At 64.6% G+C, this 20233-nt stretch carries 20 protein-coding genes; 3 read left to right on the forward strand and 17 right to left on the reverse strand.

The window, feature by feature from the left end; all coding sequences use genetic code 11:
- Positions 1–19: 19 nt before the first annotated feature.
- The 4 genes from W823_RS37715 to W823_RS37725 form a co-directional block, all read right to left on the reverse strand.
- Entirely contained in the window at positions 20–469 is a 450-nt protein-coding gene (locus W823_RS37715; protein WP_023956110.1) for a hypothetical protein, read from the reverse strand.
- A 121-nt stretch (positions 470–590) separates the two neighbouring features.
- A complete protein-coding gene (locus W823_RS0128415; RefSeq protein ID WP_023956112.1) occupies positions 591–1229 on the reverse strand; it encodes a hypothetical protein in 639 nt (212 codons plus the stop codon).
- Complete coding sequence (locus W823_RS56410; protein WP_023956114.1) at positions 1226–1720, reverse strand: hypothetical protein; 495 nt, start codon at positions 1718–1720, stop codon at positions 1226–1228. Before W823_RS56410 ends, W823_RS0128415 begins: the two co-directional genes overlap by 4 nt.
- Positions 1717–2364, reverse strand: a complete 648-nt coding sequence (locus W823_RS37725; protein ID WP_023956116.1) for a hypothetical protein — start codon at positions 2362–2364, stop codon at positions 1717–1719. The genes W823_RS56410 and W823_RS37725 overlap by 4 nt, the downstream gene beginning before the upstream one ends.
- Before the next feature lie 185 nt (positions 2365–2549).
- Here W823_RS37725 and W823_RS37730 point away from each other — a divergent pair, with 185 nt between their 5' ends.
- The gene (locus W823_RS37730; RefSeq protein ID WP_031331729.1) at positions 2550–3422 is read left to right on the forward strand and encodes a universal stress protein; all 873 of its coding nucleotides are present in this window, start codon (positions 2550–2552) and stop codon (positions 3420–3422) included.
- Positions 3423–3432: 10 nt separating this feature from the next.
- Positions 3433–4893 carry an amino acid permease gene (locus W823_RS37735; protein ID WP_023956120.1) on the forward strand — a complete coding sequence of 487 codons (1461 nt, stop codon included), beginning with the start codon at positions 3433–3435 and terminating at the stop codon, positions 4891–4893.
- 357 nt (positions 4894–5250) lie between these two features.
- On the opposite strand, the gene W823_RS37740 is transcribed toward W823_RS37735, so the two are convergent.
- The 6 genes from W823_RS37740 to W823_RS0128420 form a co-directional block, all read right to left on the reverse strand.
- Complete coding sequence (locus W823_RS37740) at positions 5251–6888, reverse strand: AMP-binding protein (RefSeq protein ID WP_235189449.1); 1638 nt, start codon at positions 6886–6888, stop codon at positions 5251–5253.
- On the reverse strand, positions 6885–7511 hold the full coding sequence (locus W823_RS37745) for a TetR/AcrR family transcriptional regulator (RefSeq protein WP_023956124.1): 627 nt from the start codon (positions 7509–7511) through the stop codon (positions 6885–6887). Before W823_RS37745 ends, W823_RS37740 begins: the two co-directional genes overlap by 4 nt.
- Positions 7511–8848: a cytochrome P450 gene (locus W823_RS37750; RefSeq protein ID WP_023956126.1), complete on the reverse strand. Its 1338-nt coding sequence runs from the start codon at positions 8846–8848 to the stop codon at positions 7511–7513. Before W823_RS37750 ends, W823_RS37745 begins: the two co-directional genes overlap by 1 nt.
- Positions 8849–8925: 77 nt before the next feature.
- Positions 8926–9897, reverse strand: coding sequence for an o-succinylbenzoate synthase (locus W823_RS37755; RefSeq protein ID WP_031331733.1), 972 nt, complete (start codon positions 9895–9897; stop codon positions 8926–8928).
- 7 nt (positions 9898–9904) lie between these two features.
- Positions 9905–10501: a TetR/AcrR family transcriptional regulator gene (locus tag W823_RS37760; protein ID WP_023956130.1), complete on the reverse strand. Its 597-nt coding sequence runs from the start codon at positions 10499–10501 to the stop codon at positions 9905–9907.
- The gene (locus tag W823_RS0128420) at positions 10502–12271 is read right to left on the reverse strand and encodes an amidohydrolase family protein (protein ID WP_031331735.1); all 1770 of its coding nucleotides are present in this window, start codon (positions 12269–12271) and stop codon (positions 10502–10504) included. It lies immediately after the preceding gene.
- A gap of 256 nt (positions 12272–12527) precedes the next feature.
- On the opposite strand from W823_RS0128420, the gene W823_RS37765 reads away from it, so the two are divergent.
- Entirely contained in the window at positions 12528–12956 is a 429-nt protein-coding gene (locus tag W823_RS37765; protein WP_023956134.1) for a helix-turn-helix domain-containing protein, read from the forward strand.
- Between the two features lie 25 nt (positions 12957–12981).
- On the opposite strand, the gene W823_RS37770 is transcribed toward W823_RS37765, so the two are convergent.
- From W823_RS37770 to fusA, 7 genes are all read right to left on the reverse strand, one after another.
- The gene (locus W823_RS37770; protein ID WP_023956136.1) at positions 12982–13578 is read right to left on the reverse strand and encodes a ClpP family protease; all 597 of its coding nucleotides are present in this window, start codon (positions 13576–13578) and stop codon (positions 12982–12984) included.
- Positions 13575–14192, reverse strand: a complete 618-nt coding sequence (locus W823_RS37775; RefSeq protein ID WP_023956138.1) for a ClpP family protease — start codon at positions 14190–14192, stop codon at positions 13575–13577. The genes W823_RS37770 and W823_RS37775 overlap by 4 nt, the downstream gene beginning before the upstream one ends.
- 96 nt (positions 14193–14288) lie before the next feature.
- Positions 14289–14555, reverse strand: coding sequence for an SHOCT domain-containing protein (locus W823_RS56415; RefSeq protein ID WP_051406405.1), 267 nt, complete (start codon positions 14553–14555; stop codon positions 14289–14291).
- Positions 14540–15205: a hypothetical protein gene (locus W823_RS37780; RefSeq protein WP_152538008.1), complete on the reverse strand. Its 666-nt coding sequence runs from the start codon at positions 15203–15205 to the stop codon at positions 14540–14542. The genes W823_RS56415 and W823_RS37780 overlap by 16 nt, the downstream gene beginning before the upstream one ends.
- A gap of 77 nt (positions 15206–15282) precedes the next feature.
- Complete coding sequence (locus tag W823_RS37785) at positions 15283–16620, reverse strand: cytochrome P450 (protein WP_023956140.1); 1338 nt, start codon at positions 16618–16620, stop codon at positions 15283–15285.
- A gap of 148 nt (positions 16621–16768) precedes the next feature.
- The gene (tuf, locus tag W823_RS37790) at positions 16769–17959 is read right to left on the reverse strand and encodes an elongation factor Tu (protein ID WP_023956142.1); all 1191 of its coding nucleotides are present in this window, start codon (positions 17957–17959) and stop codon (positions 16769–16771) included.
- A gap of 157 nt (positions 17960–18116) precedes the next feature.
- Positions 18117–20222: an elongation factor G gene (gene fusA / locus W823_RS37795; RefSeq protein ID WP_023956144.1), complete on the reverse strand. Its 2106-nt coding sequence runs from the start codon at positions 20220–20222 to the stop codon at positions 18117–18119.
- Positions 20223–20233 lie beyond the last annotated feature (11 nt).

The raw sequence follows: 20233 nt of genomic DNA on the forward strand, positions 1-20233 counted from the left end.
GCACATTGATTTGACATCTTCAGCCCGGTCCCACCGGTTGCAGCCCGGCGAGCAGCCAATTGCCGTCGACCTTACGCATGTCGGCCCACCGCGAGACAGCCACCACCTGCTGAGCGGGGTCGGCGGTCGGCACGGTGATGTCCTGGTTGACGAAAACCAGTACCCGGGCGCTGTCGGAGTCCATCCGGTTCACCGCCGTCGCCACCACCTGGGCGGACATCTGGGCACCGAGGTTCACGGCCGCCGGCAGTACCACCGCGGGCCCTCTACTACGGAAATCGAGGAGCAGCCTGCCGGTGAGCCGCGGTCCCACCATTTGTTGCTGATCGGCGAGCGTTTGCGGAGTGAACGTCATCAACGCACTGACCGCGTCCGACGTGGCGGCTTGAACCTCGCGTCGCTGTCCCTCGCGTTCATCACCTTGCGCTCGCGGGCCGATGAACCCCACCACGGCGAGGATGACGAGCACGATGAGGCGATGCCCAGAATTGCCGCGACCGTTTTTCGTCGCGGCCCCAGATGCTCGGGGCGCGACGCCGGCGGGGTGTGGCGGGGCCCGGTCATGTCGCGCTCAGTCGGGTCGTGCTCTGTCATTGCAGCTGTGTCCGATCGATCTTCCAGCGACCGTCGTCGGCCTTCATGGTGACCACCAGAGCCACCCGATTCTGTCCCGCACCGGCACCGAGCAGCGCCGGGTTCGTGCCCTCGGCAACCACATACACACGGGCGGTGTCGTCGTCGACGTCACCGGTGATGCCTGCGGCGAGCACCTGGCCGGTACTGGGTGCGTCGAGTTGACCGACGAGTTCGAGCACCTGGGGCCGTGCGTCCACGAGCCGCTGATGTTGTTCACCGGATGTGACGGCGAGCGCCTCATCGAGAAACCGCTGGGGCTCGGCGGGATCGATGGTCAGCAGGGTCGCGATCGCCGATCGGGTGTCGTCGATAACGGCGGAGTCGCGGGCACGGTCCTGCTCGGCGGCACGGTGCTGCACGGCGAGAACGATTGCTGCGATCAGCAATACGACAGCGACGACGGCCGCGCACCCGCCGGCGAGAGCGAGCCGGCCACGGCGTCGTCGGTCTCGCGCGGCGTATGCGGGCGCAGCTGCAGACCGAGCGCTGCGGGCGGTCGCCCGCGCGTCCGCGACACGCTCGCGCGCCAATCGCAGCCGAGTGGAGCTCCCGCCCGTCTCCTCCCCACTGCCGGCTGTGGTCCGCGCGCTCACAGCACCTCGTCCGCCCTGGCGAGTTTCCAGTCGCCGCCGACCTTCTCCAGCCGAACCTCGACTGCCTTGACGTACCTCGCCGGTTCCGTGCCCGTGCGTGTCTGGGCCACCTCGGCCGACACCACGAGCTCAGCATGATCGGTACCGACGTCGGAGATCCCGGTCTCGATCGGTGTCCAGCTCACCGAGTAGTCGGGCACCGCCGCCGGATCGAGTGACGTCGCATATTGCTCGGCGAACTCATCGGTCACCAGTGAGCGCGCCCGTTCACGGTCTTGCCCGTAAGTGTCGGTTGCGAACGAGAACACCTGAGCCACCAGCGGTCCGGCCTGTTGCTGCGCCTGGCTGCGATTGGCCTCGAGCAGGTCGTAGTAGCCGTCGACGTGCCACGCCCAGGTGACGGCACCGGCGCACAGGCCCATCACGAGCACCGCGACGGCCAGACCGCCCCAGACAACAGCGGGCGAACTGCGCTCCGCACCGACGCTCACGGGAAAAACTCCAGGTCCGAGATCTTCAGGGACCCGTCCTCGGGAACCACGTCCACCTGGATGCGGAACCGCCGATCATCCGGTCCGCCGGCCGGATCGGTGTTGGCGGGATCGTCGGTGACCTCGGTACGGGTGGCGATCGCAGCCGTGACCAGCAGAGTCGTCCGCTCGCCCGATCGCGACGAGATACCCACGCCGTCAACGGTTCCAGCCGCCTGGGCGCCGATCTGCTGCACAAACCTCGTATACGCATCGGCGGATTGGGCGAACTCGTCCCGGAACGTCCCCGTGGACCCGGCGAGAATCTTCCGGCTGCGTCCGGCGGCATCGTCGGCAGCCGGGGTCAGCAGCAGCTCGACGCGTTCACGCGCGGCCCGTTGGTAGTCGGCATCGCTGAACCCGCTGTCGGCGGTGACGTATCGGTACCCGCCGGCAACAGCTGCCACGGCCGCCAGCGCGACCGCAGCGACGAGAATCCGGAACCACACCGGCGATCGAATCGGGTCACGCTCGCCGAGTTCCACCTCCAGCGCGGCCAGGGCCGACTCCGCCGCGCGTAGATCTGCCCGTGCAGCACGGTCCTTCGCGATGAGGGCACGCTCTTCCGCCGGAGTGGCGGACAGCAGTGCGCGGGCGTTGAGCACCGGTTCATCCTAGAGACCCGGCCGCCGTGCGGGTCCTGCTTCTGGTGGCCGGTCGCGTGTCGGTCGACAAGAACGGCCCGCCCGACATTCCGACAGGGTGCGCCGGGGTCGGTTACATTCCTTGCGGGGGTGAACGTGGAGATCATCGGAAGAGGCGGACGTATGAACCCAGCACGGCCCCTGCAGTGACCGTTGTCGTCGGATATCAGCCCGGGCGCGGAGGCGATGAGGCGATCGAGCTCGGGTCCGGCCTGGCCGATGCGCTCGGCACCAGCCTGGTATTGGTGATCGCCACCCCCAAGCCGTGGAAGACGCCATCGATGGCCCGGGTCGACGCCGAGTTCGCCGAGTACGCACAGCGTTACGGCGACGACGCCGAGGCCGCCGCCCGTACTCACCTCCGGACCCGCGCACCGGGCACCGGCGTGAGCTTTCGCCGCGTCAGTGAAGGCTCGGTGTCGAAGTCACTACATGTGGCGCTCGACGAGCTGGACGCGGACGTCCTCGTGCTCGGAACCACCCACGGCGACGATGGCGGCCAAATGTCGCTCGGTGCCACCACCAGTCGCCTGATGCACTCCAGCTCCGTACCGCTTGCGCTCGCCCCGAGGGGCTACCGTTGCACCGCCATCACCGGTGTCACCTGCGCGTACTCCGGTGATTCGCGCGGCGAAGACGTGGTCGTCTCGGCACGTGATCTCGCCGGGCGACTGTCCGTCCCGCTACGCGTGGCGACGTTCGGGGTTCGGCCGGCGGACATGTTCCCGCCCGAGGTCGGATTCGATGCCGAACGCGGCGTCATGCAGGCATGGCGCGAGCAGATGGCGGCCTCGATGCAAGAGCTGGTGCACCGCAACGTGATCGGCGACAGCGTCCAGACGTTGGTGAGCACCGGCGACAACTGGGACGCGGCCTTCGACGGCATCGAATGGCCGCAAGGTGAGATCCTCACCATCGGCACGACCCCTCGTGATTCCGTCAAACGCGTATTCCTCGGGTCGACGGCGGCGAAAATCATCGCTGCCGCGACCGTTCCCACGATCATCTTCCCCGGCTGAGGTACCCACCATGGATGTCAACAAGAACCCGGCCTCCGCCGGCGAAGCACCACTGACCATCTCCACCCTTTTCCGCCGAAAACCCGTTCCCACCGGTTACCTCGTGGAAGCGGACACCGGCCTCAAACGCACCATCACCACCACACAGCTGGCGTGCTTCGGTATCGGATCCACCGTCGGTACCGGCATCTTCTTCGTGATGAGCGAGGCCGTGCCCGATGCCGGGCCGTCCGTGGTGATCTCATTCCTCATCGCCGGCATCGCCGCCGGTCTCGCGGTGATCTGCTACGCCGAGATGGCGTCGGCGGTGCCGGTGTCGGGGTCGACGTATTCCTACGCGTACGCCACGCTCGGCGAGGTTGTCGCGATGGCTGTCGCGGGTTGTCTGCTGCTCGAGTACGGGGTGGCGACCGCCGCGGTCGCCGTCGGTTGGAGTCAGTACCTCAACGCACTCCTCGGGTACATCCACCTACCAGCGATCCCACATGCGCTCAGCGCAGCACCGTGGGACGAGAACCCCGGCGTGGTCAATCTGCCCGCGATCATCCTGGTGGCCCTCTGCGCGGTTCTGCTCATCCGGGGAGCCAGCGAGTCGGCACGCGCCAACGCGATCATGGTGGCCATCAAGTTGTCGGTACTGGCCCTGTTCGCAGCAGTCGCTTTCTCCGCCTTCAACACCGACAACATGAGCCCGTTCTTCCTCAACGGCGCCAACGGCGTGACCGCCGCAGCAGGCGTCATCTTCTTCTCGTTCATCGGACTCGACGCCGTGTCCACGGCAGGCGAAGAGGTGAAGGACCCTCAGCGCACCATGCCCAGGGCACTGATGGCCGCGTTGATCACCGTCATCGTTGTGTATGTTCTGGTCGCACTGGCCGCGGTCGGTGCGCAACAGGCGGACAAGTTCAAGGGGCAGGAGGCCGGCCTGGCCCAGATCCTCGAGGACGTGACCGGGTCGACCTGGCCGTCCATCGTGTTGTCGGCGGGTGCCGTCATCTCCATCTTCTCGGTCACCCTGGTCACCTTGTACGGACAGACCCGCATCCTGTTCGCGATGGGCCGCGACGGCATGCTGCCGAAGTTCTTCACACGGGTGAACGCCACGACGTTGACGCCGGTGAACAACACGGTTGTGGTGGCCGTCGTGGTGGCCCTGATGGCCGGTTTCATCCCCTTGGACTACTTGATCGACATGGTGTCGATCGGCACCCTCACCGCATTCACCGTCGTCAGTCTCGGCGTGATCATCCTGCGCCGCCGCGAGCCGAATCTGGAAAGGCCGTTCAAGGTCCCGTTCTATCCCGTCACCCCTGTTCTGGCCATCGCGGCGTGCATGTACATCCTGTGGGGACTGCACTGGTACACCTTCGTCTTCTTCGGACTATGGGTGTCGGTGGTGATCTGCTACTACCTCATCTACGGCCGCAAGCACTCCAGGCTGAACGTCACCTCTGATCCGCTGGGTGGATGACGGGGTTCTGGTAGACGCTCCGTCTGCTGAGCGAGCAACGGCTAGGACACCGAGCGGGGCCGCGGGGCAGCTCACAAGGCCCGCCCACGCTCGCACTGCGGAGCGAGCAGCGACGAGCATCGCACGCGAGGCTGCGGGTCAGCTCGGGAAACTCGTGAACGCTCGCACTACAGACCGAGCAACGGCGAGGACGCCGCGCTAGGTCGTGCGACAGCTCGGGAAACTCGCGCAAGCTTGGGCTGCCGAGCGAGCGATGACGAGATTCGCACTCGGAGCCGCGGCGTCGATCGGGAAACTCGTGAACGCTTGCACTACAGACCGAGCAACAACCAGAACACCGAGCGGGGCCCTACCGACCTACGCCGTGTTGTGCTCCTCCGCGAGCGCGTCAAGTGTGGTTTTTGTGACCTTGCCTTGTGCGCCACGCGGCAGGTCGGGAACCACGATGACGTCACGAGGCACTCGCGACCGCGACAGCTCGGTACCGATGTAGGTCTTCACGTCGGCGGCCGCCACGTCGGCACCGTCTCGGGGCACCACAAATGCCCGGAGTCGTTGACCGAAGTCCTGATCGGGGACGGCAACAACTGCGGCGTCGACGATGTCGGGATGCTTGCCGAGCGCCAGTTCCACCTCTTCGGGGAAGACGTTCTCGCCGCCGGAGATGATCATCCCGTCACTGCGGCCCTCGACGAACAGCCTGCCCGCGGCATCAAGACGTCCGGTGTCCCCGGTGTTCAACATCCCGTGCAGTGTCTCTTTGCTCGTGCCGTTGGTGTACTTGCTGATCTGGCTGCCCGACCGCACGAAGATCTGTCCGGACTCCCCCGTCGGTACCCGAGCACCGTCTCTGATGATGGCCACCTCGACACCCAGCGGTGGGCGCCCGGCGGTGGTGGGTTCGGCCGCGAGATCGTCAGGGGTTGCAATGGTGACGTACGAAGCCTCGGTCGCGCCGTAGAGATTGTGCAGTACCGGCCCGAACCGCTCGGCGACGGCAAGCACCAGGGATGCGTCGAGTTTGGCGCCGCCGGAAGCGATCATCCGGAGCCGGCCGTGGTCGATGCGACGGAGCTGTTCCTCGTCGAGGTCCATGAACCGGCGCAGCATGGTTGGGACCACCATCATTGCGGTGCAACGGTGTTCGACCAGGAGACTCAGCGACTCCGGTGCCCGGAACCGCCGGTCCATCACCACGGTGGCGCCGGTCAGCAGGCACACCATCGTGGCAAGCAGGCCCCAGCCGTGAAAGGCCGGTGCCGACATCAGCACGGTGTCGGAGCCGCGGATCGGGATCTTGGAGACGAACCCGGCCGGCAACGACATCGACACGGCGCCGTCGCGCGGCGCGCCCTTCGGTGCTCCGGTGCTGCCGCTCGTGAGGATCACGAGCGACGACTGGTGCTGCGGCGCCCGCGGCAGTTCGGTCGAGCTCGACGAGATCAGGTGGTCGAGTGTTTCGGGTCCAGGCTCACCCTCAGCCTGGTCGGTCCAGGCGACGTACCGGCGGACACCTTGGTCGACCAATTCGAGGACGCCGGCGAACTCCGCGTCGTGCAGGATCACGTCGACCTTCTCGCGAGCGGTCACCTCCGCCATCTGTTTGGCGCCGAGATCGGTGTTCAGCAGCACCACACGTGCACCGAGTCCGATGCCGGAGAGCAAACCGATCACCGCGAAGCGGCTGTTGCGGCACATCACTCCCACGGTGGGACGGTCCTGACCGGGCAGGATCTCACCCAGGCCGTTCATCACCGCGTTGCACATCGCGGCCAATTCGCTGTACGTCACCGGTCCGTGCGGGTCGATCAGCGCAACCCGACTGCCGTGGATGGCCGCATAGATCGCGGGTCCCGCGGCTTCACCTGCCGCACGACGCAGCCTGGCGACCTGCGGCAGCTGACGAACACCCGGCATCGCGCCGGCGCGCCTCAGTTCCCGTACCGCCGCCAACTCGGTACGCACATGGTTGAGCTTCGACACGCGACGCCTCACCACACCATCGTCGCGAGATAGCGCTGCGCGTAGTCGCGGACCGCTTCGGGCTCCGATCTGCTCTCATCCATCGCCGGGGTATCGAGGTACGAGATCACCAGCCGGACAAGGATTTCGGTGACTGCGTGCAAATCCTCATCGGGCATCTTCGCGCCCGCCGCCCGCAACGTCTTCATGATCCGTCCGGTCACGATCTCGATGAACAGACCGGTCACCGAGTTGGTGATGCCCTTGAGTGCGTCGCGTTCATCGACCATCATGCGGCGGATCAACGGATCGTTGTTCACCAGCTGCGCACCGGCGAGGAACGCCTCGACGACCGCTTCCTGCGGTCCGTGGCCGACGGTGGCCTGCTCGAGCAACATCATTCCGTCGAGGTAGATTCGTTCGGCCACACCGAGCAGTAGCGCCTCCTTGTTCGGGAACCGTCGATAGAGGGTGCTGCGGCTGACCCCCGCGCGCTTGGCGACATCGTCGACGCCGGTACGGCGAATACCGTTGTCCTCGAACTCGCCTCGCGCCGCCTCGAGAATTGCGTCTTCTTGCTCGCGCGGCGATGCGGTGTTGCGCACCTTGCGCGACGATGATGCCCGTTCTTCGGTGGGACTCGACGACCGCGCCATCACACGCGCCGCATGGTGACGGGCAGCTTGTCCTTGGGCACCGGGAGCGAGCTGAAATCCATCGGCATCGTGTACTCCTGCGGCACCGACCACTCGAATCCGCGTAACAACTGGTGCATGATCGTCCGGACTTCCATCTGCCCAAAATACAACCCGATGCACTTGTGCACGCCACCGCCGAAGGGCATCCAGGCCATCCGGTGCTTCTTGTCCTCGGCGCGCTCCTTGGTGAACCGCTCGGGATCGAAGACAAACGGGTTGGACCAGTACTCCGCGTCGTAGTGGTTGGTCAGCCCTGGAACCGACACGATCGAACCCTTGGGCACGTAGTGCCCGAGTACCTCGGTGTCCTTGATCGCCATCCGCGGCTGCCCGGGAACCGGAGCGCACATACGCAGCGACTCCTTCATGATCAGGTCGAGATCGGTCAGCTTGGCCAGGTCGTCGTAGCCCAGTTCGGCGCCGAGTTCCATGGACTGGGCGCGAGCACGGTCCTGCCACTCGGGCGACTTGGCCATGCGGTAAGCCATCTGACTCATCGTCATGGTGGAGGTGTCGTGGGCGGCCATCATCACGAAGATCATGTGGTTGACCACGTCTTCGTCGGTGAACCGATGGCCCTCCTCGCTCTCGGCGTGGCACAGCACCGAGAACAGGTCGGGCGACTCCCCCGCCCGTTTGGCGGCGATGTGGCTCATGAAGAACTCTTCGAGGACTTTGCGTGACCGCAGCCCCTTCCACCAGCGACCACCGGGGACCGGCCGGCGAACCAGCGCGACTCCTGCGCGGACCGTGTCGATGAACGCCTTGTTGACGCGGTCGGCTTCCTCTTTGGGCAGTTCAAGACCCATGAAGACCTCGAGTGCCACGTCCAGGGTGAGTGCCTTGAACTCGCTGAACAGTTTGACCTCGCCGACGGGGAACTGCTTGATGCGCTCGACGATCATCGGCTGCATCTCTTGCATGTATCCCTTGAGCACGGGCTGGGTGAAAGCCTGCTGGAGGATCAGCCGATGGTGGCGGTGCTCTTCGAAGTCGAGCAGCATCACACCGCGATTGAAGAACGGGCCGATGAAAAAGCTCCAGGCCGGACCGTTTGCGAACGCCTTGTCCTTGTTCATCAGGATCTGATCGGCCGCTTCGGGTCCACGGCAGGTGACCAGCTTCTGCCCGAAGGCGTTCATGAAGGAGACACGACCGAACGCCGCCTGCTGGGCGTCGCTGAAGGCGAACGGGTCCCGGCGCATCTTCAGGATCTGGATCGCCCCGTTGGTGTCCGAACCCTCGATCGACTTCAGACCGCTGCCCGATGGGGCCTCTGCCAGGATGACCGACATTGCTGAACCTCCGCTGTTGGAACGATTTCGCAAAATTGTATCTTCTGGCGACGCCCAGGCACAGCCGGTTGCGGTTTTCAGTTGTCGGCGAGTACCGCCAGGCAGCGGCGCAGACGCTCCAGCCACCAGTCCCGCCTGTCCTCTCCGGCAAGGGGCAGCACAGTGGGATCGATGTCGACCAGACGGGGACTGAGAGAACCCATCTCCGGCACAAAGGGCTCGGCGACGTCGGTGACGAACAGTCCACCGGTGCCGAGGCCGCAGGCAGGGGGTTCGGCAGGCAACGCGACCGCGGTGGCCACGCCGGCGGAGATGCCGACCGCGGAATCGAGGGCGCTGGAGATGACCACCGGGATCGGAATCCGGCCGGCGAGATCGAGCACCCGCCGCATGCCGCCGAGCGGCGCCACCTTCAGGACGGCGATGTCGGCGGCCTCGGCGGCGATGACCTTGAGAGGGTCACTGGCGCGCCGGATGCTCTCATCGGCCGCGATCGGGGTGTCGACGGCGGCCCGGACGGCAGCGAGTTCGTCGATGGTGGCGCAGGGCTGCTCCGCGTACTGCAGCTCACCGAGCGCGCGGATCGCTGTGATCGCTTGCTGCACAGTCCATTTACCGTTCGCATCCACGCGGACATGGTCGATGCGGGACCGGACGGCCTCCACACGTGCAACGTCGTCGTCGAGCGTCTGACCCTCCTGCGCCACCTTGACCTTGGCCGTGTGCGCCCCTGGATAACGGGCCAACACTTCGTCCACCTGGTCGGCCGGGATCGCGGGAACGGTGGCGTTGACGGCAACCGAGTCCCTCACCGCGGGTGGCGGTCCGAGGTAGGCGGCTTCGATACCCGCAGCAAGCCAGGCGGCCGATTCGGCGTCGTCGTATTCGACGAAGGCACCGAACTCGCCCCATCCGGCCGGGCCCCGGAACAGCATCACCTCACGAGTGGTGATGTCGCGGAACCGCATGCGCATGGGCATGGCAACAACCACGGCCGACTCCGCGATCTCCTCGTAAGGCGGGACCGGGGACGCGGAGGGGATCGTCATGAACGATTCACCGATCTGCCGCACCGGCCAGCCAGCCGAGTACCAGTTCGAGCCTCTGCTGCTCCAATTCTGGCTGCGGATTGACCGCCGCAGCAACGGCTTCCCCGTCGAAGAGATGGACGATGGTCAGCGCCACGAGTTCGACCTGCCCGTCGGGCAATCCCTGCACGGCGGGGACCGTCCGCGCGAACTGAGCTATCTGATCGTGGTACTCGGCAAGCATGGGGGCGAGCCGATCCCGAAGTCCCGCGTCGGTCCGCGCGGCGATCAGCAGTTCGTACCAGGCACCGTTGATGGGCGCCCGGCACGCTTGCCGAACGAGCACGAGGCAGTCCGCCAAGGTACCGGTTCCCAGCAGCGCCAGACTCTGTGAAAAGGCCTCGAACTGTCTGGCACGCACGGAATCGGCGGCCGCGATCACCAGGTCCAGCCGGGTCGGGAAATGGCGGAACAGCCCACCCTGGGACACTCCGCTACGCGTACAGATCTCACTGATGGTGCTGCGTTGGTATCCCAGCTCGCACAGCGACTCCACACACGCATCCACCAGCCGCGCCATCGTGGCTGTCCGGCGCTGCTCCTGGGTGCGGCGTGCCTCTCCCATCTACGCGGTCGACCTCTCGCGTACCGTGCCGCGTGCGGCCCCTGCGCGCAGGAACTGGCCGGCCTGCACCGTTGTGCCGAAACCCGGTGCGAAGTTGCCGCGACCGTAGAGATACTGGCCGCCGACCACGGTCGCAGACACCGCGTCGTCGTTGCGATTGACCATGCGCTTGATCCCCCCGAATTCGGTCATGGTTGCTTCAGCGTATTCCTTGGTCTGGTCGGTCAGTCCCGCCGGGTCGACGACCACGAAATCGGCGCGGTCCCCCTCTCGCAGGAATCCGGCGTCGAGACCGTAGAATTCCCCGAGTTCACCGGTGAGTTTGTACACCGCTTCTTCGATGGTGAGAAATGGTGTGCGCGAGCCGTGTTCGGCTTCTTTCACACGTTGCAGCAAACGGATCCCGTAGTTGTAGAACGCCATGTTGCGCAGATGCGCACCGGCGTCAGAGAAGCCGATGGTCACGCCGTTCTGCTTGATCAACCAGTTGGCGATCTCCGGACGGTCATTGGTGATCACGGTGCGCCAGCGAAACTTCGTGCCGTACTCCACCACGAGGTCGAGGAACATGTCGGTGCTGTGGACCCCGCGTTCGCGGGCCACCTCTTCCACCGTCTTACCGATCATGGATTCGTCCGGGCACTCGGTGATCTCGGCATCGTCGAAATCGCGATGCCAGATCCGTGAGCTGAACTTCTTCTCGAAGTCCTTGCGGAACCATCGCCGATACTCGGGATCGGCCAGCAGTTCGTTACGGCCCATCTCCTCGCGCAGGTGCAGTGCCGCACGGCCCGAACCGAATTCCTCGAACACGACAAGATCGATGCCGTCGCTGTACACCTGGAAGGGCACCGGCAGATGCTGCCAGCGCAGGGCGCCCCGACCCCAGTTGTTGGCCACAGTCGCGATCGGTCCGAAGATGCGCCGCACCCACCGGTCCGACTTCGCGTCGGCGGCCGCGAGGACCGAGGTCTTGAGGGGCTTGCGGCCGAGCCCGGTGCTCCCGGCGAGGAAGAAGAGGATGTCGTATTTGGTGTTCAGGTTGGGGATGGTCTGCAAGACCCGATCACGTTGCCGCAGCACCTTGTTGATCTTGCGGCGCTCGCTCCAGTGGGCATAGGTCGAGGGTAGTGACCGCGACCGGTAGCGGTCGCCGTCCAGCTTGTCCCAGGGGTTGGTCATCCCCGACACCCCGAGGAATCCCGCGTCGAGCGCGTCGTTGACCGCCTCGAGCATGGCGTCCATCTCGGCGCGACTCGGTGTGTGGGACCGATCGGTGGAGCGACCGAGCCCCATCACGGCGGTCCGGATGTCGGAATGACCGAGGAAGGCCGCGATGTTCGGGCCCAGCGGCAAATCGTCGATCGCCTCGACGTAGGACGCAGGATCGGTCCACGTCTTCCCGCCTTCGAGCGCCTTGATGACGTGATCGCGCGGCAGAGCCTCGACCCGACTGAACAGGTCCGCGGCGTCGACCGGGGTCGTGTACACGGTGGACAGCGAACAGTTGCCGATGATCGCGGTGGTGATGCCGTGGCGTACCGACTCACCCAGACCCGGTGCCACCAGCACCTCGGCGTCGTAATGGGTGTGCACGTCGATGAATCCTGGCATCACCCACTGACCGGCAGCGTCGATCAGCTGCGTGTCGGGCCCGGCGGGCAGAGGTGTGGCGGAGACGGAGACGACCCTGCCGTTCCGGATTCCGAGGTCGCGGCGCAGACCTGGCCGACCGGTGCCGTCGAACCAGGTGCCCCCGCGGACAACCATGTCGTACGGGGCATCGCCGCCTCCCGTATGTCCGTTGCCGTCGACCGGTGCCGTGGTGTCCGCCTGCAGACTCATGTGTGACCTCCATCACTCTCTACCGCAAACGATAACATAGAGAGTGGCCACTCGCGAAACGAATTCGCGGTTCTCGCTTCCCGCACGACGCCTCGCCTGCAACCGGGCCGAGACCGACCGCTCCTTCTGCTCTGAGCAGATTTGCGGTGCACCGGCCCACCCGTCGATCTACGTTCGGTAGATGGGCCGCATTCTCACCATCACCGACACCACGTCCGCCGATCTCCGTGCCCGTTCACGGCCTCGCGAACAACCGCAGGAACCCGAGCCGCTCTGGCGCGACGTTCTCGGGACGTACCTGCGTGATGTCCGCGGGGAGCAGGGCCGGATCCTCACCGGGGTTGCCGCCGAAGCCGGTGTCTCACCCCAATATCTCTCCGAGATCGAGCGCGGACGCAAAGAGCCGTCGTCGGAGATCCTCTCCGCGGTCGCCGGCGCGCTCGGGCTCACACTGCTCGACATCACCAAAGGCGTCGCCGCGATCATCGAGAGGGCCACACACGATGCATCCGGCCAGGTCATCGCGGTAGGCGGACTCCCCCGGACCTCCTCCCCGGTGTCGCGGCCGGCCTCATCCTCGGGCCGCGCTCACCTGCGTCTGGCGTCCTGACCTGGCCGTCGGCCTTCCGTAGAGGTCACCGCATCGGCCGATACTCCAAGACCTGGTCGGCCAACCCGTATTCGACGGCGGCCACCGCGGGCAGGATGAGCTCACGGTCGGTGTCGTGACGGAGGGCGTCGAGGTTCTTACCCGTATGCCGCGCCAGCAGTTCCTCGAGTTCGGCACGTACGCGAACCACCTCGTCGGCGTGGATGATCAGGTCGGGAATCGACCCTTGACCCTGAATGGACGGCTGGTGCAACACCACTCGGCCGTGCCGAAGGATGGATCGTTGTCCGGCCGCACCTCCGGCGAGCAGGACCGCGGCGGGACCACCGGCCTGACCAACGCACGTCGTCGAGACGTCGGGCCGGATGAACTGCATCGTGTCGTACACGGCGAGCATCGCGGCCGGCGATCCGCCGGGTGAGTTGATGTAGAGGTTGATCGGCATCTCCGAGCTGTCGGACTCCAGATGCAGCAACTGCGCAATCAGTACGTTGGCCACCCCGTCGTCGATCTCGGTGCCCAGGTAGACGATCCGCTCGGAGAGAAGTCGGCTGTAGACGTCCATCGAACGCTCCCCCGCTGCGGTCTTCTCCACGACGTACGGCACCGTGTACGTGCTCATCGGACGCCTCCGAGTGCAACCGGGCGGGCCGACGCCGGATAGATGTCCGCGACACCGTCGGCGATGCGATCCACGAATCCGTACTCGACTGCCTGCTCCGCCGTGTACCACCGGTCCCGTAACGAGTCGTTCCAGATCTTTTCGGCGGGCTGCCCGGTGTGCTCGGCGATCAGCGCAAGCACCGTGTCGCGGGTGTGCCGCAAATCGTCGGCCTGCAACTCCACGTCGACCGCGGTTCCACCGATGCCGGACGAACCCTGGTGCATCAAGATCCGGGAATGCGTCAACGCATGACGTTTGCCCGGCGTCCCCGCCGACAACAGGAATTGGCCGGCGCTGGCGGCGATTCCGAGGGCAAGGGTGCTGACGTCGTTCGGAATGGCCCGCATGACGTCCATGATCGCGAGCATCGCCGGCACCGAGCCCCCAGGCGAGTTGATCCAGAAGCTGATGTCTTTGCGTGAATCCTCGGCCGACAGCAAGAGCAGCTGGCTGCACAGCCTGTTGCCGAGCTTCTGGTCGAGCTGATCGCCGAGCACGATCACCCGTTGGTGGAAGAGACGCGTCTGCAATTCGTCGTCGATGATGGCCGGAGGTGTGTGGTTGTCACTCATGACCCCACTGTGAACCCAGCCCGAGGATTGCGAAAGATGTTGCTGCCCAGGGCAGATCAGCCCAGAGCGGTTCTGCCGACGGCAGCAACGCAAACGTCAGAAGTCGTTGAGAATCCTGGTACGTACCGCGCGGTACTCCTCGAGGCTGATGGTGCCCGCCGCACGCATCGACTCGAGTTCGGCCAGCCGCTGGCCAGGTGTGCGTGGTGGACCGGGCGGCGCGGCAGGCGGGGGTGCGAACGAAGCCGTGCCCGGCTTGCTCATGTCCGGACGCCCCGATGTCGGCCGGTCCGGCGGCCCCTGCTGGGCGAACCCATCCGGACGTCCGTGACGTCGCGCGATGTCCATCACCTGCTCACGCACAACCGGATTCGACCGCAGGTCCACCCTGCCTCCGAACGGGATGTTGTTCTCGGCGAAGACCTCATGATCTCGATCAGGGCATCACTTTTGCCGGAGAGATCGAACTCCTCGCCGGTTTCGGTGTCGGTGAACCGCGCGGGCGACGTCCCGGCCAGCAGTGCTGTGCGCTGCCAGTCGATGTCGAACTCACCCGAGTAGGTGTCGACGAGCACCGCAACCCGGTGCGACCGCAACGCCGGCAAGAACATGAACGGCACCACCACGCGTTTGGTCGCCTCGAACGGAGCGATGCCGTCGCCGGAGATGGCCAGCGAGATCTTCATCATCGGCTGTCCGTTGATGCGCACGTTGGTCTGGTCCACCGAGCGCACCTCGCCGATGCCGAACCTGCCGTTCTGTTCCAGGTTGTACCGTTTGCGTCGGCGACGGTAGAGCGACTGTGCGACAAAGTATCCGATGACCACGTCTGCGACCGTGATCCCCAGACCTGCGTAGAACATCCAGCCGGTGAGCGGGTCGTCGATCAGGAAGTACGCAACCAGGAAGATCGGACCGACGATTCCGCAGAGCAACGTGAACAGCAGGATCGGCACGAACGTCCGTAGGAAATTCGGTTCGCGGTTGCTATCACCCTGTCCGAAAAAGCTCATGCTGTGGCACCCTCACCCCGCCGGCCCGGGCGCGGTTCTCGGCCCCGACTGTCACCGGCTGTCGAGGTGAATAGATATCACAACCGACGCAGCGTGACCGGGAAACTGTCCTTGGGGATCGGCAACGACGCATAGTTCATCGGGATCTCATAGCTGTCGGGCACCGACCACTCGAAGTTGCGCAACAGCTGATGCATGATCGTCTTGACCTCCATCTGGCCGAAATACAACCCGATGCACTTGTGCACGCCGCCGCCGAACGGGCTCCACGCCATGCGATGGACCTTGTCCTCGGCCCGCTCCTTGCTGAAACGCTCGGGGTCGAAGGTCCACGGGTCTTTCCAGTATTCGGGGTCGAGGTGGTTGATCATGCTGGGCACCGTCACCATGGTCCCCTTGGGAAGGTAGTAGCCCTGGATCTCGGTGTCCTGCACAGTCATCCGGGGATGCGCCGGGACCGGGGTGCACATCCGCAGCGACTCCTTCATGATCAGGTCGAGGTCGGTCAGCGCGGCGAGGTCGTCGTAGCTCAGTTCCGAACCCAGCTCGCGGGACTGCTCGCGGGCGCGCACCTGCCACTGCGGCGACTTGGCCATGCGGTAGCACATCTGGGTCATCGTGATGGTGGACGTGTCATGGGCGGCCATCAGCACGAAGATCATGTGGTTGACGACGTCCTCGTCGGTGAAGCTGTGTCCCTCATCGCTTTCGGCGTGACAGAGCACGGAGAAGAGGTCGGGCGTCTCGGTCGCCCGCTTGGCGGGGATGTGCTTGTAGAAGAACTCCTCGAGGATCTTGCGTGAGCGGAGACCTTTCCACCACCGGGTACCGGGGACCGGTTTACGGATCACCGCAACGCCTGCCTGCACGGTCTCCAGGAAAGCTTTGTTGAGCCGGTCCGCCTCGGCTTTCGGCAGTTCCATACCGAGGAACACCTCGAGGGCGACGTCGAGGGTCAGTGCCTTGAACTCGTGGAACAACAGCACCTTTCCCGTGGGGAACTGAGCGACCCGCTCACGGATGATCGGCTGCATCGCGTCCATGTATCCGCGCAACACCTTGGCGTTGAACGCCTGCTGCAGGATGAGCCGGTGGTGACGGTGCTCGTCGAAGTCCAGCAGCATCACGCCCCGGTTGAAGAACGGCCCGATGAGATAGGTCCACGCCGGCCCGTTCGCGAAGGCCTTCCTCTTGTTCATCAGGATCTCGTCGCAGGCGTCGGGGCCCGAAGCGATGACGATCTTCTGCCCGAATGCGTTGATACCCGAGACCCGCCCGTACTTGGCGTGGCGTTCATCCGACTGCTTGAACGGGTCGTGGCGCATGGCCAGGACCTCCATGACGCCGTTGCGCGTCGAGAAAGGGACCTCTTTGAGGCCACTCCCGGAAGGGATCTGCGAGAACTTGGTGGGCATACGTCGACCTCCGAAGAAACGAATTTCTATAACCGTATCTTTGGCGGAGTTACTTGTAAACCACGTCACACGTATTTTCGGCCCGGGCACGCAAAAACGCCCGACCCCTGATGGGGTCGGGCGCTTTTGGTGTTTGTTCTGTGACTGCTTACTTGTTGATCTTCGTGACGCGACCGGCACCGACGGTGCGGCCACCTTCACGGATCGCGAAGCGCAGGCCCTCGTCCATGGCGACCGGCTGGATCAGCTTGACGGACATCTCGGTGTTGTCACCGGGCATGACCATCTCGGTGCCCTCGGGCAGGGTCACAACGCCCGTCACGTCAGTTGTACGGAAGTAGAACTGGGGACGGTAGTTGTTGAAGAACGGGGTGTGCCGTCCGCCTTCGTCCTTGGACAGGATGTAGGCCTGTCCTTCGAACTCGGTGTGCGGGGTGGTGGTGCCCGGCTTGATGACAACCTGTCCACGCTCGACGTCTTCGCGCTTCAGACCACGCAGCAGCAGACCGGCGTTGTCGCCCGCCTGTGCCGAGTCGAGGAGCTTGTGGAACATCTCGATACCGGTGACGGTGGTCTTGGTGCTCTTCTCGCGGATGCCGACGATGTCGACTTCCTCGTTCACCTTGACCTCGCCACGCTCCACACGACCGGTGACGACGGTGCCACGACCGGTGATCGTGAACACGTCCTCCACAGGCATGAGGAAGGGCTTCTCGGTCTCACGAACCGGCTCCGGGATGCTCTCGTCGACAGCGTCCATGAGCTCTTCGACGGTCTTGACCCACTCGGGGTCGCCTTCGAGCGCCTTCAGGGCCGAGACCTTGATGACCGGAGCGTCCTCGTCGAAGTCCTGTGCAGCGAGGAGCTCGCGCACCTCCATCTCGACCAGCTCGATGATCTCGTCGTCATCAACCATGTCGGCCTTGTTCAGCGCGACCAGGATGTAAGGCACGCCGACCTGACGCGCGAGCAGCACGTGCTCGCGGGTCTGCGGCATCGGGCCGTCGGTGGCGGCGACCACGAGGATGGCGCCGTCCATCTGGGCTGCACCGGTGATCATGTTCTTGATGTAGTCCGCGTGACCAGGAGCATCGACGTGGGCGTAGTGACGCTTCTCCGTCTGGTACTCAACATGCGAGATGTTGATCGTGATACCACGAGCCTTCTCTTCCGGAGCCTTGTCGATCTGATCGAACGCAAAGCTCGCGTTGAGATCCGGGAACTTGTCGTGCAACACCTTGGTGATGGCCGCCGTCAGCGTGGTCTTGCCGTGGTCGACGTGACCGATGGTGCCGATGTTCACGTGCGGCTTGGTCCGCTCGAACTTCGCCTTCGCCACTTGATTGTCCTCCTGGACTTGTTGTCGTGAACCGGAATCTTCCGGGTTTCACTGGGTGTTTAGTTCTTGCGCGGCAAGGGACTCACGCCCCCCGCCGGCAAGCGATTCTTATCTGCTGTGCGCCGGTGGCGCTATCGCCGAGGCGACGGGAGAGTAATCACTCACCCGTTGCTTTGGCAATGATCTCCTTCGACACGTTCGCCGGTACTTCAGCGTACGAGTCGAACACCATGGAGTAGTTTGCCCGGCCCTGGGTCTTCGACCGGAGGTCTCCGATGTAGCCGAACATCTCCGACAGCGGAACCAGTGCCTTGACGACACGGGCGCCACTGCGCTCTTCCATGGCCTGGATTTGACCACGGCGTGAGTTGAGGTCGCCGATCACGTCACCCATGTAATCCTCGGGTGTCGTGACCTCTACGGCCATCAACGGTTCCAGGATCACCGGGCCCGCCATCCTGGCTGCTTCTTTCATCGCAGCCGATCCGGCGATCTTGAACGCCATCTCCGACGAGTCGACGTCATGGTAGGCGCCGTCGAGCAGAGTGAACTTCAAGTTGACCAGCGGGTAGCCCGCGAGCACGCCGTACTGCATCGCGTCCTGGGCGCCGGCATCCACAGAAGGGATGTACTCACGCGGGACGCGACCACCGGTCACGGCATTGACGAACTCGTAGGTGGCGCCGTCTTCGGCATCCACCAACGGCTCCAGCTTGACGATGACCTTTGCGAACTGGCCACTGCCACCGGTCTGCTTCTTATGGGTGTAGTCGTGCTTCTCGACCGTCTTGCGGATGGTCTCTCGGTAGGCCACCTGGGGCTTACCGACGTTGGCCTCGACCTTGAACTCGCGCTTCATGCGGTCGACCAGGATGTCGAGGTGGAGCTCGCCCATGCCGCCGATGACGGTCTGGCCGGTCTCGTCGTCCAGCTTGACCGAGAACGTGGGGTCCTCTTCGGCCAGTTTCTGGATGGCGACACCCAGCTTTTCCTGGTCGGACTTGGTCTTCGGCTCGATCGAGACGTTGATGACCGGGTCCGGGAAGCTCATCGATTCCAGGACGATCGGTGCATTCGAGTCGCACAAGGTGTCACCGGTGGTGGTGTCCTTGAGGCCGATCATCGCGTAGATGTGGCCTGCCGTGGCATCCTCGACCGGCATTTCCTTGTTGGCGTGCATCTGGAACAGCTTGCCGATGCGCTCTTTCTTGCCCTTGGTGGCATTGAGCACGCCGGTGCCTGCCGTGATGTGTCCGGAGTACACACGCACGAACGTCAGCTTGCCGAAGAACGGGTGCGAGGCGATCTTGAATGCCAGCGCCGCGAACGGCTCGTCGGACGACGGCTTGCGCGACAGGATCTCTTCTTCGTTGCCGACCGCGTGACCTTCCACAGAGGGAACGTCGAGCGGGCTGGGCAGGTAGTCGATGACCGCGTCGAGCATGGGCTGCACGCCCTTGTTCTTGAACGCCGAGCCACACAGCACCGGGTACAGCTCACGGGTGACGGTGAGCTTGCGGATGGCCGCCTTGACCTCGGCGATGCTGAGCTCTTCGCCGCCGAAGTACTTCTCGAGCAGCGCTTCGTCGGTCTCGGCGACCGTCTCCATCAGCTTCTCGCGGTACTCCTTGGCCTTCTCCAGCAGATCGGCCGGGATCTCCTCGATGGTCGGCTCGGCACCGGTCGGCACGACGCCGCGCCAGGTGATCGCCTTCATCTCGATGAGGTCCACGACGCCGTCGAAGTCGTCCTCGGCACCGATCGGCAGCTGGAGAACCAGCGGCTTGGCACCGAGACGCTCTTCGATGGTGCGCACCGTGAAGTAGAAGTCGGCGCCCAGCTTGTCCATCTTGTTGACGAAGCAGATACGGGGGACTTCGTACTTCTCGGCCTGCCGCCAGACCTGCTCGGACTGCGGCTCCACGCCTTCTTTACCGTCGAACACCGCTACCGCACCGTCGAGCACACGTAGGCTTCGCTCCACCTCGACGGTGAAGTCGACGTGCCCGGGGGTGTCGATGATGTTGATCTGGTTCTTGTTCCAGAAACAGGTCACCGCAGCGGAGGTGATGGTGATACCCCGCTCCTTCTCCTGCTCCATCCAGTCGGTCGTCGAGGCGCCGTCGTGCGTCTCGCCGATCTTGTAGTTGACGCCGGTGTAGAAGAGGATTCGCTCGGTGGTGGTGGTCTTGCCGGCATCGATGTGAGCCATGATGCCGATGTTGCGAACCTTGTTGAGGTCGCTGAGCACTTCCTGTGCCACTTAATTCCTCA

The organism is Williamsia sp. D3, from assembly GCF_000506245.1.
Taxonomy (GTDB): Bacteria; Actinomycetota; Actinomycetes; order Mycobacteriales; family Mycobacteriaceae; genus Williamsia; species Williamsia muralis.

Coding starts and splice junctions, on each gene's coding strand:
- W823_RS37735 (WP_023956120.1), top strand. CDS start 3,433: ATGGATGTCAACAAGAACCCGGCCTCCGCCGGCGAAGCACCACTGACC.
- W823_RS37745 (WP_023956124.1), bottom strand. CDS start 7,511: ATGGCGCGGTCGTCGAGTCCCACCGAAGAACGGGCATCATCGTCGCGC.
- W823_RS37750 (WP_023956126.1), bottom strand. CDS start 8,848: ATGTCGGTCATCCTGGCAGAGGCCCCATCGGGCAGCGGTCTGAAGTCG.
- W823_RS37755 (WP_031331733.1), bottom strand. CDS start 9,897: ATGACGATCCCCTCCGCGTCCCCGGTCCCGCCTTACGAGGAGATCGCG.
- W823_RS37760 (WP_023956130.1), bottom strand. CDS start 10,501: ATGGGAGAGGCACGCCGCACCCAGGAGCAGCGCCGGACAGCCACGATG.
- W823_RS0128420 (WP_031331735.1), bottom strand. CDS start 12,271: ATGGTTGTCCGCGGGGGCACCTGGTTCGACGGCACCGGTCGGCCAGGT.
- W823_RS37765 (WP_023956134.1), top strand. CDS start 12,528: ATGGGCCGCATTCTCACCATCACCGACACCACGTCCGCCGATCTCCGT.
- W823_RS37770 (WP_023956136.1), bottom strand. CDS start 13,578: ATGAGCACGTACACGGTGCCGTACGTCGTGGAGAAGACCGCAGCGGGG.
- W823_RS37775 (WP_023956138.1), bottom strand. CDS start 14,192: ATGAGTGACAACCACACACCTCCGGCCATCATCGACGACGAATTGCAG.
- W823_RS37780 (WP_152538008.1), bottom strand. CDS start 15,205: ATGAGCTTTTTCGGACAGGGTGATAGCAACCGCGAACCGAATTTCCTA.
- W823_RS37785 (WP_023956140.1), bottom strand. CDS start 16,620: ATGCCCACCAAGTTCTCGCAGATCCCTTCCGGGAGTGGCCTCAAAGAG.